Consider the following 15475-nt stretch of genomic DNA (forward strand, 5'->3'; position numbering starts at 1 on the left):
TTCCCGAAAGGGAATCCGGCGCTTTCGTTGTCGTGCGCAAGGTCGGAACGACGCAGAATGAGGCCGCCCAAATCGTGTTGAACCGCGCGCGCAGCCGGCTGCTCTATCCGCTATGCTTGGCAATATATTCTTCAAAGGTCGAGAAAGCCTTGATTCCCCGGGCCTTGCTGAGCTTGGCGATCCTTGTTCGCGCAATTCGGCCCTGCAGATAATCGCAAAGCTCTCTGAATCGCGTACGCGACAGCAGCTGCCAGCGGCTTCCGAAATTATGCTCTATATTCTTCCTGATGGCGGCATGGCTGAATGCGCGTGATCGTGCGGGCTCGTTCTTGGCGTAGTCATTGTAGCGGCCGACGAGATACTCGACGTAGCGAGCGGCATCGCCGTCCGCGCCGATCGTGTCGGGCGGCGGCGTAACCGCAGTGACCTTTCGGGTTGACCGGAAGTTTATGACGTTGGCCTGGATCGCATTCGGACTGTTGATCGCGACATTTGAATTCTCCGCAGTCAGAGAAAAGGCAGAGGAGGCTTCAAGCACGATCTTTGCGAAAATCTTGTCGGTTGGCTGCACCGGGCGCCCAAATTTTTCCTCGGCGAGAGCCTTCATTTCCTGAAGTACTTCGGCCGTGTACGCGGTGGGCTGCGCATCGACGATCTTGTGATGATTGCGGCACAAGACGATCAGATTCTCATATGCGTTGCGCTCTTTCGCGCTTTGGGCAGCAAGATAACGAGGTCCGAGAGGCTTCCTCGCCCGGATATGACACATCTCGCCAATGATGGTGCCGTCACGTCGAACGAGTGGCTGATCGCATTCCGGGAAGGCGCAATGATTGCCTGCGTTTGCAAAGAGACGAATTGCGGTAGCTTGCGAGATGGAGCCCATTTCGTCGGGCTAGCACAACATAGATGCGCCCGAGAACGAGATACTGTGCGCAGCGGGGTCTTCTCGAATTCAAGCGGCGGATTGCGTCGGACGCGGCACACCGACCCGGTCGTGCAGAAGCTCCGCCCAATCGCACAGCGCTTTCCGGCGCGGCCCGAAAAGCTCGGACTTGTTGTAGACCCTCATGATCTTCGATCGCGTGGCGGTGGCGACGTGGTTGAGAATGCGGTCCGCCACGTGCGGCGGAACCCCTAAAATCTCGCAAGCATGGGTGTTGAACGTGGTCCGAAGGTCGTGGACGGTCCAATGCGGCATCGGTTCGACCGTCTCCGGGTCTCTCCCCTCCTCTGCGGCCATCGCAAGACGCTTCTCCTGTATCCGGCGGTCCAGTCGCCGCTTGGCCTTGGTGAAGCCAGAGACGGACGTCTCCTCGGTCGTGGTGAAAAGCAGCTTCGAAGCCTTCGGCCGATCCTCATGCTCCAGTGCCTCGATGATGATTGCGCGTGCAAGCGACGACAGCGGCACACGCAGCGCGTTCGCCTTCTTCGTTCGTCCCGCGGGTAAAATCCACACGCCCTGGTCGGGCGTATCATCATCGCCCAGCGCCAGGTCCGCGATCGGCATGCCCGCGACCTCCTCACGGCGCATCGGCAAGACGATCAACAGCCGGTAGAGCTGCTGAAACGGATAACCGAGTTCGCCCGTCGCGGTCCAAATCTCCCGCAGCTCCTCAAGCGTGTGGAAGCGGTCGCGCTCATTCTCGCGCGCAGGTTTGCGGATCTTCTCGGCCGGGTTCGCATCGAGCACGCCTTCACCGACACACCAGTTGAAGAAGGCCGACGCATAGGCGAGCTTGCGATTGGCCGAGATCGGCGCCGAACGTGCATGCTTCTTCACAAGGTCGCCGATTTCCTCCTTCAAGATCGTGCGCGGCTTGCGGTTGCCCAGCGTGGTGAGCAGCCCCTTCTTGCCGTCGAGCGCCCGACGGGTCGCGGCGCCCCGTCGATGCTGCGAAAGCACGAGCGTTTCATAGTCGTCGAGGACAGCTGTGAGGGTTGTGCGGTTACGCGCCTCCAGCGCCGCGGCACGGACGGCCGCGCGCTTCTCTTCGTTCGGATCGTTGCCCTTGCCGATCTCGAGGCGTTTTTCGCGCGCAGCGTTGCGCGCGTCCGAAATCCCCATGCCCGGCCAGGGGCCGAGCTTGATCCGGCTGCGCTGACCGTTCTTGAGCCGGACGAGCAGCGACCACCCTGCCGAGCGTTCGCCGGCGCGAAAGCGCAGGCCGGGCTCGCGATCATCGAGCAATTCGAGCTGCCCGTTTCCGCCGTTTCTGGCCTGTGAAATCAGGGCCTCGATTGCCCTTTTGGTCAGGGTTTCCGCCATTTTTCCTTCTCCGGGACCGCCGCTATAGGTTCCGTATAGGTTCCACCAGGCGGCCGATCAGCCGGAAAGCATGATAGACGAATTTGGACGCAAAGAGAATAGGCCCGTTGACTTTATCTAGGATAGTCAGTATCTTATTTGCATGTCGCTGGACATTGGCGGACGATCTTGGACGTCCGGAGAGTCAGCAAAAATCGCCTCAAAACGACTCTTAATCAGCGGGTCCTAGGTTCGAGCCCTAGTGCGTCCACCATTTTTCAACATGTTAGCAGAATATTCTCGGCAATTTTGATTGCGCGGCCTTGCCACGTAATCGCCACGTAATCGCTTTCGCCGACGTTCCGTACACCTGCGCGGCTCTGCCACCTTATGGCCTTTGCGGCATTTAGCGCTCCACGGCACTCGGCAAGGCAATAACCACCAGTTTCATAGGGTGGAAGCCATACCTTTATTGATCGTCAGCCAATTGCGCCCGATCCAACGCCGGCCCGAGCGGCCACGCACCTGTTCACGAACCTGTCGGGTGGCCCCTCTCGACCTCTCTTAGGATGGCTGCCCTGGCCGCAGCCGGCTGCGCCTTCGCGGTTGGACTGCAACCCTGCGCTTTTGCGCCATTTCCCGCCGCCGGCCGTGCCGGCTTTGCATCGCGAAACAAAATGCCGGCGCTTCGGGTCCTTCGCTGCCGCTGCGGTGCGTCTCGCATGCGGTCACCGCGCCTCCGTCCCTCCCGGCGCCATCGAGGTCGCGAAGGGCGCGGCCTCCCGCAAAGGAGAATGAACATGGCTATCATCGGTACACTCACCAAGACCCAGGCTGGCTTTGCCGGCACCATCAAGACGCTGACACTCGATATCGGCGTCACCCTCCGTCCGGCAGAGAAGGAAACCGACCAGGCGCCCGACTACCGCTTCTACGCCGGCGATGCTGATGTCGGCGCGGCTTGGCAGAAGGTCTCCGCCGCAGGATCGGAGTATCTATCGTGCAAATTTGACGATCCAAGCTTCCCCGCTCCGGTCTACGCCTCGCTGGTCCTGCGCGAGGATGGCAAGCCCTGCGACCTCATCTGGTCACGATAAGCCGAGGGGCGCCCCGCAAACCCGGGGCGCCCACTTCGCGTGGAGCATAGGAAGCGAGATGGAGCGCTGCTCTCCGTCCTGAGCCAAATGCCCTGACCATAGAGACTTGCTTCACCCCACGGGATAGATCATCATGCAGACAGCCCCGACGGGTCAGGTCATGCTGACGTTTTGAGCCGCGTTCTCATGGCCGCCCTCCTGCGGACGGCGGCATGTCCTCCGATGGACAAGGACATAGCCGCTGGTCTGTTGGCCGACGTTATAGCCCGGTTGATTCACGACCATGGGCGCCCCATGCACGCATGGCGCAAGATCGTCGGGCCAATCTTCAAGCCAACGGCTCATCCAGCCGGCCGACAATCTCGATAAGATCGCCACGGCCGCACAGGGCTGGCAAAATTCGCCTGACCGAACGCCTCGGCATGGATGTTTGCAAAGATGCTGCCCAGCATAAAGATGCGAACAGATGCCTACCAACCTTCCAAGGTGAGATTCCACCAATCCCCTCGTGGCCGCAGCGTCCTCTCGTGAGGTCCATTCCGTAAAGAGCGTTACTCCGGCGCCTCCTTCCGACCGTGCTCTAGGGCTTCGCCCCCAAGCCCCTCCGGGTCTTGGCCTGCGGTTACGATCACTGGCGCGACGCCCCGTCCTGTGGACCGGGCTTATCCATGGTCGCCGCGGCGCTTGCCGCGACGGCGTGATGATGAGGCCTCTCCCGAAACGCGGGAGCGGGCGTCGCTCCCGGATAGTCCCGCCGCGGCCTGCGGCAACCCCGGCGCTACCCTTGGGGTGCTCCATGTGCATTGCGCCCCTGCAGGTGCCTCCGGCCGCTCCAGCGGGCCTTCCCGTCCGCTCATCGCCGCCCACCCTCGCTTTCCGGGGAGGCCTTGTGGTTTTTGGGCAGGCTTGGAGGACAGGCATGAACCAGATAATCAAAGAAAAGGCCCGTTCCGCTCCCGTAGCGAGGAAGGGACGCAAGTTGCGGGCAGCAGATGGTGAAGGCACCAACCGCAAAAGCCTCTACGAGGAGGTCACAGCCAAAATCATATCGCAGCTGGAAGAGGGACGCCTGCCATGGGTTCAGCCATGGGACAGCACCGCCTGCGCTGGACCTGCTCTGCCCCGCAACGCCATCACCGGTCGCCCCTATTCGGGCGTCAATATTCTCATGCTCTGGGGCGCGGTCATCACGAACGGCTGGCCCTCGCAGGGCTGGCTGACATATGGCCAAGCGTTGCAGGCAGGCGGCAATGTTCGCAAGGGCCAACAGGGGACGATGGTCGCCTATGCCGACCGGTTCGTCACCGACGAGGAGAAGGCGCGGGTCGCTGCGGAAGGTGGGCAAGCCAGGACCATAGCCTTCCTCAAACGCTTCACCCTGTTCAATGTAGCGCAATGCGAGGGGCTTGACCCCGACCTTGCGCGCGATCCCCTTCCCCTCCCGGAACGTGAGATCATCCCGGTCGCCGAGGAGGTGATCGCCGCCAGCGGCGTTGAATTCCGGATCGGCGGCGACGAGGCCTATTATGTTCCGTCAGAAGACTTTGTGCAGGTGCCGCCGCAACCGGCTTTCTATGCGCAGGTCGATTATTACCGCACCTGTCTGCACGAACTTATTCACGCGACGGGCCATCGCAAGCGTCTTGCCCGGACATTCGGGACGAGCTTCGGGACCAAGGACTATGCCCGCGAGGAACTGGTCGCGGAAATGGGATCGGCTTTCCTGTGCGCGGCGCTGGGCATCGTTCCGACCGTGCGTCATGCGGACTATATCGGATCATGGCTGGAGGTGTTGCGCGGCGACATGAGCGACGATCCCGCGGTGCGCGGCAGCACCGGCCCGCGTGGACGCGCCATCTTCCGGGCAGCCCGACAGGCAAGCCAAGCTGCTGAATGGCTGCTCGCGCGGCATCGGGAGGCTGGACAAGCCGTTTGCGACGGGAGGCTGGCCGCATGATCCTCCTCACTCCCGAACTCCGCGCCGCGCTGTCAGCCAATTTCGCGGTCAGCATGGAGGCTCAGCATGATGACCGGCTTCATGATCCCGCCCCGGTCGTCAAATTCTTCAACCCCGTTGGCGCAGCGACTTGGCTGGCGACGGAACTGTATGAGGACGGCGACACCCTCTTCGGCCTCGCCGACCTTGGCTTTGGGTGCCCGGAACTGGGCTGCTTCTCGCTGATGGAAATCGAGGCGATCCGTCTGCCTTTCGGCCGTCGCATCGAACGGGACCTGGGCTTTGCTGCGCCCTTTCCTCTGTCCGCATGGGCGCAGACCGCCCGGCGCACAGGCTCGATCATCCAAGCCGAAACTTTCCTGAACCGGGCATCCTCCCGCTTCCACAAGCTTCCGCCCTCGCACGGCGGCTGACGCGGCGGCCGTTTGCCGTCTTTTCGAAGAAAGCCGGTTCCGTCTGGCAGTCCAACGCATAACGGAACCGGCACTCCATCAGGAGCCAGACCGATGAAACTCGACTTTATCGACCTTTGCAATATCGATGTGTGTGTCATGAACATGCGGCACAGCCGCAGGGACCCGGACGTCTCCGATCTCCTGCCAACGGTCCGCAAGCGCGGCGTCATCGTCCCCGTGATCCTCCGGCCCGGCAGCGAAGAAGGCCGCTTCGAAATCGTTGCAGGAAGGCGGCGCGTGCACGCAGCGCAACTCGCGTGCCAGGAGGAGGGTGCCGACCCCGAGCTCGCCCGCCTGCCGGCCGCCATCATAGAGGCAGGAGACGATGCCGCAGCGCTCGAAGCCTCGCTGATCGAAAATCTCGCCCGCCTCGACCCTGACGAAGTGTCGCGCTGGGAGAGCTTTGTGCGGCTGGTGAAGCAGGGGCGGACGCTCGAGGATCTTTCGTCCACATTCGGTCTGCCTGAACTGACGGTGCGGCGCATCCTTGCGCTCGGCAACCTGCTGCCCCGCATTCGCGAACTCTATCGGCGCGACGACATAGACGCCACGACCGTGCGCCATCTGACGCTCGCGACCAAGAGCCAGCAGAGGGCGTGGCTCGCGCTGCTCGATGATCCCGATCGTCACGCCCCGGTCGGACATCAGTTGAAAGGCTGGCTGTTCGGCGGTCAGGCCATTCCGGTTCGTCACGCCCTTTTCGACCTGGCCGCTTTCCCGGGCACGATCCTTGGCGACCTTTTTGGTGAGGACCGCTATTTCGCTGACGCGGACCTGTTCTGGACAGAGCAGAATAGGGTGATTGAAAAGCGCAGGGAGCGCTATTTGGACGCGGGGTGGAGCGATGCCGTCATCGTTCCGCCAACCGAGCATTTCCACCAGTGGGAACATGAGAAAACCAGCAAGCGGGGCGGCGGGCGCGTCTATATCGTGGTGCGATCCAATGGCGAGGTTGCCTTTCATGAGGGCTATCTCAGCCGGAAGGAAGCGGATCGCGCTCGGCGGAATAGCGGCAGTGGCGCGACCGGCGAAAAAGTTGCCCGGCCCGAACTGACCTCGGCCATGGGTGACTATGTCAATCTTCACCGCCATGCCGCCGTGCGGGCCGCTCTGATCGGGCATGGGCAGGTCGCGCTGCGCCTGATGGCGGCGCACGCCATCGCGGGCTCCCGTCTTTTCAGGGTGTCCCCCGAACCGCAGACGACGCGCAGCGACGCGCTGTGCGAAAGCTTCGAAACCTCGGTCGGCGAAACGGCTTTCGACAGCGAGCGCCGGTCCGTGCTTGGTCTGCTCGGCTTTTGCGCCGATGATCCATCCGTGATCGACGGGTCTTTTGAGGGGACGCAGGACGATCAGGAGAAAGGCATGGCGCGCGACCAGTTGTCCGCCGTTTTTGCTCGCCTGCTGACCCTTTCCGATGAGGATGTCCTGCGCGTCGTCACAATCGTCATGGGCGAAGCGCTCGCCAGCGGCAGCCCCGTGATGGAAGCGCTCGGCCTCCACATGCAGGTCGACATGGCGGACTGGTGGGAAGCCGATACGGTCTTTCTTGAGCTTATCCGCGACCGCGAAGTGCTGGGCGCATTGCTGGGCGATGTGGGCGGAAGCGCGGTGGCTGTCGCAAACGCAGGTGAGAAGACAAAAGTCCTGCGGACGCTTGTCCAAGATCATCTCGGGGGTGCCAACGGGCGGGACAAGAAGGATCGCTGGGTGCCCCTGTGGATGCAGTTCCCGCCCAGCGCCTATACCGGGCGCGGCGGCGTTCCGACCGTTGACGCCTACGCGCGCACCAGTACGGATCAGGCGCGTGGCGTTGGGGAATCACGCCAATCCTTCCCTTGGCGGCGTGAGGGAGCCGGGGGGCGGCTTGACGCCGCCTCCCGTCTCCTTGCCCCTTAAAAAATGGGCCGTCGCCGGTCGCGACGGCTTCCTTCTGAAAATAGTGGCCGGCCTTCTGCCGCCAGGCGCACAGCGCTCTTCCCCCAGCAGGTGAACGCTCGGGGCAGCGCTATCGTCGGCCATCTTTACCGTCTTCCCGGAATTGAGCTCTCGCTTGCAAGCGCCGGGCCCCAATGACGGGAGCGTCCCTGGCCTTCCTCCCCCAGACAGCGGAACAATCATCCCCAAAGTCCGGGAGTTCCGCCCCACCAGCGATTGTCCAATCTGTCCGGCACCAACCGCGAGCGGCCCATGCTGCTCATGCCCTTGATGGAGCCGCCGATGGATCCCGTACGCCCCCGCTATTTGCGAACGCCCGATGCTGCCGTGCATCTCGGCCTCTCCGCCCGCACCCTTGAGAAGCATCGTTGCTACGGCACCGGTCCGATCTATCGGAAGCTCGGCGGCCGCATCGTCTACGCCCTTGCCGACCTCGATGCCTGGGCCGAGGTCGGGACACGCCGGTCCACCTCCGATCCCGGCACCGGGACGATCCACCCCGCCAGGCGAATGCGCAACGATGGTCCGGTGCGGCGCTGACCATGACTATCGCCGCGCCGCGCGCCCGCCAGCTCGAGCTGTTCCATCCCGGTCCCGGCGACATCGCGCCGCGCGACGCGCAGGATCTCATGTCCTGGCCCTTTTTCAGCTTGGCCAAGCGGAAACGTACCGCGCCCATCCGCTTCACCATGGGAAAAACATGGATCGATGTGGAAGCGACCCATGAGCATGGCATGGCGACCATCTGGGACGCCGATATCCTCATCTGGGCCGCAAGCCAGATCGTCGAAGCCCGAGACATGGGACGCCCGACCTCGCGACTGATGGCCGCAACGCCGCACGAAATCCTGCGGTTCATCCGGCGCAGCGCAGGGGGCGATCATTATGGCCGCTTGAAGGCGGCGCTCGATCGGCTGCAATCCACATCCGTCGCAACCTCCATCCGGCAAAGCGATGGCCGCCGACGGCATCGATTTTCATGGATCAACGAGTGGAAGGAGCGTCTCGACGCCTCCGGCCGCCCGGTCGGCATCGAACTGATCCTGCCTGACTGGTTCTATGCCGGCATCCTCGATCGGGCCCTGATCCTCACCATCGATCCTGCCTATTTTTCGCTGACCGGCGGCCTGGAACGATGGCTCTACCGCATCGTGCGCAAGCATGGCGGTCGGCAACTTAACGGCTGGAGCTTTGATGTCGCCCATCTGTATCTGAAATCGGGGATGCTCGAACCCAGGCGGCATTTCGCCTTTCGCCTGCGCCGTATCGTCACAGCGCAACCGCTCCCCGGTTACCGGCTCACCCTGGAAACCATGCAGGGGCGGGAACGGCTGCACTTCGTGGCTGAACCAGTCGATCCGATCCGACAGGCCATGCGGCGAGTCCGGCACGACCGGAGGTCCAGAGCATGAACGGCATCGGCCTTTTGGAAACGCCGGAACTCGGCCTAAGGGAAACGCGAAGCTCGGCCGATTGGAAACAGGTTTTCCGCGCGACTCGCGGAAAAACCGCCGCCGCCGAGTGGCTTAACCATGCTAATAAAAGGATCAGCCGATCCTTTCTAACCGCCTGGCTGGCGCTTGGGGCAGCACGGACCGGCGTCGCACGGCGCGACCGCTCCCTCTTTCCGATGCCGATGAACAGCGCCACGTGGCGTCCATCCGTCAAACGGCGCGCGCGCGTAAAAGGCGGCCGCCCATTGTTCGCAAGCGGCAGTAACGTCGCTGGCCACGGCGAGCCTCTGACCCGCGTCCAGCTGCAATGGATCGAGGGCCGGATCGAAGACGAGCTGCTCTTCGGCCGGCCCCTGGATGAGGCAGTCGCCGATCGACAGGATCATTTCGTGAGCTTTCCACCAGGCGAGTGCGTAGCGCTGAGCCGCCGCACGCTGGACCGACGCGGCACATCGATATCACGCCTCGACATCTTCCTGACCGTCCGCGCCGATGAAGCCTATACCACGATTCCGCATGTGCTGCCGGGCGGCGTTCTTCTGCTCAGCGTTCGGGGCTGGACCAAGGTCGCCGCCGTGCTCGAAGCCATTGCCGCGATTAGAAGCCTTGGCATCGATCCGCGGAGCGCCGCGCCCGATCACTGGCGCCATGTGCACAATCGGCTTGCCGCCGACCTGCCGCCACGCCTCTATTCGCGCGAACGCCACGCCGCCTTTGTCGCCCGCTCGACAGCGATGGAGCGATCGCGATGAAGGCGCGCTCCATTCTTCTCATGACCGCTTTGGCGGCGCTTGGCCCGGCCTCTTCGCTGCTCTTCGACATTGCTCCGCGCCTCGCATGGAATGCGAGCGCGAGCGCACCCACGGGCTTCTACCGCATTCACCCCGGCCGTACGCCGCGCCTTTCCGACATGATATTCATCACGCCGCCTGCGCCGCTCGCCACATGGATGGCGCGCCGCCATTATCTGCCGCTGGGCGTACCGCTGCTCAAGCATGTAAGGGCTCTGCCCGGCCAGACGATATGCCGGTCCGGCGCTACGGTCTGGGTCGAGGGAAAGGCCGTCGCGCTCGCTCTGGAAACCGATCGCTTCGGTCGACCCCTGCCGGTGTGGACAGGGTGCCATCGCATGAGGCCGGGACAGATATTCCTCCTCAACGCCGAGTCCCCCGACAGCCTCGACAGCCGCTATTTCGGGCCTATCGCCAGCGACGGCCTCATAGGCACAGCGACGCCATTACTCACCTGGCCGAGCAGGATCGGCGCTGGAGCATGGAGCCGAGCCACGTCATGAGGCTGCACCCAACAGGCACTCGCGCTGTCGCCACTTTGCTCATCCTTCTCCCGCAGTCATCGCCCTCCAACGCAACGGAACCGCCATGTCGCGACAGCGCTAGCCTGTCTCGCTTGCGCACCCATGTTGCCGAAGCGGCGACACGCTCGGCTTTGCCGGAGCGCTGGATCTGGGCCGTCATGGACCAGGAAAGCCGCTGCAATCCTTCCGCCGTCTCGCCCGCCGGTGCCATCGGCCTCATGCAGATCATGCCGGGAACCTGGCGCGCGCTGCGCGCCCGCTACGGTCTTGGAACTGACCCCTTTGATCCGCGCGACAACATATTGGCAGGCGCTGCCTATCTGCGCGAGATGCTGGATCGCTATGGTCCAAACGGCATGCTCGCCGCCTATAATGCGGGGCCTGGCCGCTATGAACAATGGCTGCGGATGGGGCGCCCCCTTCCCGCAGAGACCCGCGACTATGTCGCTCGGCTCTCTCCCCACATCGCCACCCAAGAGCTGCCTGTGCGCGCAAGGAGCACGCCCGACTGGCGCCAGTCCGGGCTATTCGCGCGCGGTGGGGCGGCCGCCGGATCGACGAGCGCTGACGAGCCGGGGCCTGCTTCTCCCTTCCCTTCCCCGACCGCGCTCTCTCGCGCAGCCCCCGGGCATGACCTCTTTGTCGTTGTGGGGAGCAGGCGGCCATGAGGGAGAAAAGCGCATGGCGAGATAAAAGGGGTGACGTCACACCCCTGCTAAAGGGTTGTCAGACAGGCATTTTCCGCGACGGTCCTTCCCTGTCGGCAGCGTCGGGAGGATCCGTTTTCCCAGCATTTTCAATGATGAAGGCGACGCCACCGGCCGCCCAGCCCAGGAACTGCCTCCGATGACCAGGGACGACCACAGCTTTCGTCCCCGCCTTTCGGGACCACGCGACAGCGGAGCCCGGCCCCTCTCCTTCATGGGCGAGGTCCGCCGTGCGGCGGCAAAGGCAGGCTTTCTGGCCAAGGGACGTGCGGGCAGCGGCACCGGCTGGACTGGGCGGGGCGCACGCGCCGGTCTCCCCACCCGCGCGAACCCTCATGCGCGGCGGGTCATCATCAAGGCACGGATCGTCCGCCACAAAGGTCTTCGGTTCCGCGCCGCACCCATGAGCCGTCACCTCTCCTACCTTCAGCGCGAGGGGGTGAGCCAGGAGGGGCAGGAGCCAGACATGTTCGATGCGACGGGCGACGGCGTCGACACCAAGGCCTTTGCGCAGCGCTGCGCCGAAGACCGGCACCATTTTCGCTTCATCCTCTCACCCGAAGATGCCGCCGAAATGGACGACCTGCGCGGCTTCACCCGGGACCTGATGGCAGACGTCGCAAGCGACCTCGACACCAGACTGGACTGGATCGCGATCGATCATTGGAACACCGATAATCCCCATGTCCACATCCTGCTGCGAGGCGTCGCCGAAGACGGCACCGACCTCGTGATCGACCGCAGTTACATTCGCGAGGACATGCGCCTTCGCGCGCAGAACCGGGTGACGCTCGAACTGGGCCCCCGCTCCGATCTGGACATTGCCGCGGCGCTCGACCGGGAAGTTGGCGCGGAGCATTGGACAAGCCTTGATCGCCGGATCCTCTCGATCATGCAAGAGACAGCGGGGTTGCTCGATCTGAGGCAACAGGCGGGTCCGGGCGCCTACGCGCAACGGCTCATCGGCCGCGCCATGCAACTGGAAAAATGGGGGCTCGCCGAACCGCTGGCGCCAGCCTGCTGGTCAATCAACCCCGACCTTGAAGCGACGCTGCGGGAGCTTGGTCTCCGTGGCGACGTCATCAAGACGATGCACCGAACACTGACCCACGCCGGACGCGTGGTCAGTCCGACAGACTTTGCGCTGCACGAACCTCAGGCACAGGGCCATGTCATGGGTCGCCTTGCCGCCCGCGGCCTTGCCGACGAGCTGTCGGGCAGCGCCTTCGCCATCGTCGAAGGGGTCGATGGCCGGACCCATTATCTGCGCTTCTCCGATCTTGCGTGGACAGGCGATGCACCGCCCGGCGCCATTGTCGAACTGCGGCGATGGGAGGGTCGCGATGGCAGGCCCCGCTCCGCGCTCGCCGTTCGCTCCGACCTCACGCTTGGCGAACAGATCAGCGCGCGCGGCGCTACCTGGCTCGACCGGCAGCTGATCGGCAACGCGCCGCTCGCGCAAGGCGGCTTCGGCGGGGAGGTGCGCGTCGCAATGGCGGCGCGAGCGGATCATCTGATCAACGAGAATCTGGCGTGGCGAGAAGCAGGTCAGTTGCTGTTCTCCCCTCGCCTTCTCGCCCATTTGCGTGAGCGCGATCTTACCGAAGCGGCTGCCGCAATCGCGAAGCGATCGGGCCTCAGCCCGCAGTCCGCAGAGGCAGGCGAACTGATATCGGGCACCTATCGCGAACGCGTGACCCTCGCCTCGGGCCGCTTCGCGATGATTGATGACGGCATGGGGTTCCAGCTCGTGCCCTGGCGTCCAGCATTGGACGGGCATCTCGGCGAGCATGTCGCAGGGACGATGCGGCCAGCCGGTGGCGTCGAGTGGACCCTCGGACGCTCCCGTAGCCTCTCCCTTTGAACCGAGATGAAAGGAGGTTCGCATGTCAGCCACGCGCATCCTATGGGGTCAGGTCGCCCTAGTCTGCTTGCTCACGCTCGGCGCCGTGTGGGGCGCGACCCAATGGACGGCTTTTGCACTTGGATATCAGGACGCGCTCGGCTCGCCGTGGTTTGCGGTCGCGGGCTATCCCCTCTATCCGCCGCCTGCCTTTTTCTGGTGGTGGTTCAGCTACGACGCCTACGCGCCAGAGATATTCGTGACCGGCGCGTGGATTGCAGCCTCAGGCAGCCTGCTTTCCGTTTGCGCGGCGATCGCGATGTCGGTCTGGCGGGCGCGGGAAGCCCGGATCGCCGAAACCTACGGATCGGCGCGCTGGGCAAGCCAGAGGGACATCCGGGCCGCAGGCCTGCTCTCGCCCCATGGCGTGGTCCTTGGCCGTAGCGCCGGTGACTATCTGCGTCATGACGGCCCAGAGCATGTTCTCTGCTTTGCGCCCACCCGGTCCGGCAAGGGCGTAGGTCTTGTCATTCCGACGCTGCTTTGCTGGCCTAACAGCTGCGTGGTTCACGACATCAAGGGGGAAAATTGGCAACTCACCTCCGGTTTTCGGAGCCGGCACGGCCGCGTGCTGCGGTTCGACCCGACATCGCCTGACTCCAGCGCCTACAATCCCCTGCTGGAGATCCGGCGGGGCCCTGGGGAAGTGCGTGACGTCCAGAATGTCGCTGATGTGCTGGTGGACCCGGAGGGCTCGCTCGAACGCCGCAACCATTGGGAAAAGACCAGCCATTCGCTGCTCGTTGGAGCCATTCTCCATGTGCTCTATGCCGAACCCGACAAGTCGCTCGCCGGTGTCGCCGGGCTCCTGTCCGAACCCGGACGGTCGATCGAGAAGACGCTGCGGATCATGATGACCACGCCCCACTTGGGCAAGGAGGGCGTCCATCCCGTCGTCGCCAGCGCCGCGCGCGAGTTGCTCAACAAGAGTGAGAATGAAAGGTCGGGTGTCCTCTCGACGGCGATGTCGTTCCTCGGGCTGTACCGCGACCCTGTTGTCGCCAAGGTTACCGCCCGCTGCGACTGGCGCATTGCCGATCTTGTTGGTCCAGTCCCGACGACGCTCTACCTCGTGGTTCCACCATCGGACATCAGCCGGACGAAACCGCTCATCCGTCTCATCCTCAACCAGATCGGGCGGCGGCTCACTGAAGACCTCGACAGTGGCGGACGGCGCCAGCGGCTGCTCCTGATGCTCGACGAGTTTCCGGCGCTCGGCAGGCTCGATTTTTTCGAAAGCGCCCTCGCTTTCATGGCGGGCTACAGTATCAAGAGCGTCCTCATCGCCCAGAGCCTTAACCAGATCGAGAAGGCCTATGGCGCGAACAACGCGATCCTGGATAATTGCCATGTCCGCGTCTGCTTCGCTACCAATGACGAGCGGACAGCCCGGCGTGTTTCCGATGCCTTGGGAACGGCGACAGAGATGCGGGCCATGAAAAATTATGCCGGCCACAGACTCTCGCCCTGGCTCGGCCACCTGATGGTGTCGCGCAGCGAGACGGCCCGCCAGTTGCTGACCCCCGGGGAAATCATGCAACTGCCACCTGGGGACGAGATCGTCATGGTCGCGGGTTCACCGCCGATCCGAGCCAAGAAGGCGCGCTACTATTCCGATCCCCGCTTCCGGGCGCGCATTCTGCCCCCGCCCAGATTAGAGCCCGAACAAGTTCCCGGCGTGGTGAGGGACGACTGGTCGATGCAAGCGCCCATTCGGCCGTTGGCTCCGCCGATTTCACACGGACCTACGACCGACGCAGCTAACGGGGGAATCAGGCGGGAACCGGCGCTGGGCATGCATGAAGATGTGGCGCCTTCAAAGAGGCCCGCACAGGTCCGAAATGAATTTCTGTTCGACGATGCGCCTGACGACGCAAGCCTCGCACGCGAAGCTTTGGCGCGGCGTGCGGCGCGCGCCGCACGACAGGCATCCATGGATCCCGAGGATGGAATAGAGATATGAGCCGTCAGACCATTAGGCACACGATCCGGCTCGCGCCCGGCCAGTCCCGGCAGCTAAGCGAATTCGCGCGCATGAAGCGGATATCGCAGTCCGATGCGGTGGCTCGGGCGCTCGCCAGCTATTTTTCTCCCGATGGCTCTGACCGGATAGAGGCGGCCATCAGCCGCCGCTTGGATCGGCTGACCCGGCAATATGATCGGGCCGCCTGGCGCAGCGATGTCGTAGCGGAAACGCTAGCGCTCTTCATTCGCACCTGGCTGATCCACACGGCTCCTCTGCCCGACGAGGCCTCGGCGTCGGCGCGCGCCATGGGCAAGGCGCGCTGGGAGTCGTTTGTCGAGGCGCTGACGCGTCGGCTCGAGCGGGGCTCCCGTCTGAGCGAAGAGATTGCCCGGGACATCGTGCCGCACGGCGAGGATGCCCCGGACGCTTGAACTG

Annotated in this window: 14 protein-coding genes and 1 tRNA gene; 13 read left to right on the top strand and 2 right to left on the bottom strand. The window is 63.8% G+C overall.

What is annotated here, in order from left to right; all coding sequences use genetic code 11:
• Nucleotides 1–103: 103 nt before the first annotated feature.
• A complete protein-coding gene (locus tag ACWNC0_RS14995; protein WP_449472686.1) occupies nucleotides 104–676 on the bottom strand; it encodes a hypothetical protein in 573 nt (190 codons plus the stop codon).
• 279 nt (nucleotides 677–955) lie between these two features.
• Nucleotides 956–2269, bottom strand: a complete 1314-nt coding sequence (locus ACWNC0_RS15000) for a tyrosine-type recombinase/integrase (protein ID WP_449472688.1) — start codon at nucleotides 2267–2269, stop codon at nucleotides 956–958.
• Between the two features lie 170 nt (nucleotides 2270–2439).
• Between ACWNC0_RS15000 and ACWNC0_RS15005 the strand changes: the two genes are divergently transcribed.
• The 13 genes from ACWNC0_RS15005 to ACWNC0_RS15065 all read left to right on the top strand — a co-directional run bounded on the left by ACWNC0_RS15005 (nucleotide 2440) and on the right by ACWNC0_RS15065 (nucleotide 15471).
• A tRNA-OTHER gene (locus ACWNC0_RS15005) sits at nucleotides 2440–2522 on the top strand.
• A gap of 526 nt (nucleotides 2523–3048) precedes the next feature.
• Nucleotides 3049–3345 carry a DUF736 domain-containing protein gene (locus ACWNC0_RS15010; protein ID WP_449472690.1) on the top strand — a complete coding sequence of 99 codons (297 nt, stop codon included), beginning with the start codon at nucleotides 3049–3051 and terminating at the stop codon, nucleotides 3343–3345.
• Between the two features lie 919 nt (nucleotides 3346–4264).
• The gene (locus tag ACWNC0_RS15015) at nucleotides 4265–5302 is read left to right on the top strand and encodes an ArdC family protein (RefSeq protein ID WP_449472692.1); all 1038 of its coding nucleotides are present in this window, start codon (nucleotides 4265–4267) and stop codon (nucleotides 5300–5302) included.
• Entirely contained in the window at nucleotides 5299–5715 is a 417-nt protein-coding gene (locus tag ACWNC0_RS15020) for a DUF2958 domain-containing protein (RefSeq protein ID WP_449472693.1), read from the top strand. The genes ACWNC0_RS15015 and ACWNC0_RS15020 overlap by 4 nt, the downstream gene beginning before the upstream one ends.
• A gap of 93 nt (nucleotides 5716–5808) precedes the next feature.
• Nucleotides 5809–7656 (top strand): ParB/RepB/Spo0J family partition protein, encoded by a 1848-nt coding sequence (locus ACWNC0_RS15025; protein WP_449472695.1) that lies wholly within the window; start codon nucleotides 5809–5811, stop codon nucleotides 7654–7656.
• Between the two features lie 309 nt (nucleotides 7657–7965).
• Nucleotides 7966–8235: a helix-turn-helix transcriptional regulator gene (locus ACWNC0_RS15030; RefSeq protein WP_449474631.1), complete on the top strand. Its 270-nt coding sequence runs from the start codon at nucleotides 7966–7968 to the stop codon at nucleotides 8233–8235.
• A gap of 2 nt (nucleotides 8236–8237) precedes the next feature.
• Nucleotides 8238–9107, top strand: a complete 870-nt coding sequence (locus ACWNC0_RS15035) for a replication initiator protein A (RefSeq protein WP_449472697.1) — start codon at nucleotides 8238–8240, stop codon at nucleotides 9105–9107.
• The gene (locus ACWNC0_RS15040; protein ID WP_449472698.1) at nucleotides 9104–9901 is read left to right on the top strand and encodes a DUF2840 domain-containing protein; all 798 of its coding nucleotides are present in this window, start codon (nucleotides 9104–9106) and stop codon (nucleotides 9899–9901) included. The genes ACWNC0_RS15035 and ACWNC0_RS15040 overlap by 4 nt, the downstream gene beginning before the upstream one ends.
• A complete protein-coding gene (locus ACWNC0_RS15045) occupies nucleotides 9898–10443 on the top strand; it encodes a S26 family signal peptidase (protein ID WP_449472700.1) in 546 nt (181 codons plus the stop codon). Before ACWNC0_RS15040 ends, ACWNC0_RS15045 begins: the two co-directional genes overlap by 4 nt.
• Nucleotides 10440–11132: a lytic transglycosylase domain-containing protein gene (locus tag ACWNC0_RS15050; RefSeq protein ID WP_449472702.1), complete on the top strand. Its 693-nt coding sequence runs from the start codon at nucleotides 10440–10442 to the stop codon at nucleotides 11130–11132. The genes ACWNC0_RS15045 and ACWNC0_RS15050 overlap by 4 nt, the downstream gene beginning before the upstream one ends.
• Before the next feature lie 178 nt (nucleotides 11133–11310).
• Nucleotides 11311–13035: a relaxase/mobilization nuclease domain-containing protein gene (locus ACWNC0_RS15055; RefSeq protein WP_449472704.1), complete on the top strand. Its 1725-nt coding sequence runs from the start codon at nucleotides 11311–11313 to the stop codon at nucleotides 13033–13035.
• A 22-nt stretch (nucleotides 13036–13057) separates the two neighbouring features.
• Nucleotides 13058–15037, top strand: a complete 1980-nt coding sequence (locus ACWNC0_RS15060; protein WP_449472705.1) for a conjugal transfer protein TraG — start codon at nucleotides 13058–13060, stop codon at nucleotides 15035–15037.
• A complete protein-coding gene (locus ACWNC0_RS15065; RefSeq protein ID WP_449472707.1) occupies nucleotides 15034–15471 on the top strand; it encodes a CopG family transcriptional regulator in 438 nt (145 codons plus the stop codon). The genes ACWNC0_RS15060 and ACWNC0_RS15065 overlap by 4 nt, the downstream gene beginning before the upstream one ends.
• Nucleotides 15472–15475 lie beyond the last annotated feature (4 nt).

The organism is Sphingobium chungangianum (assembly GCF_977014255.1).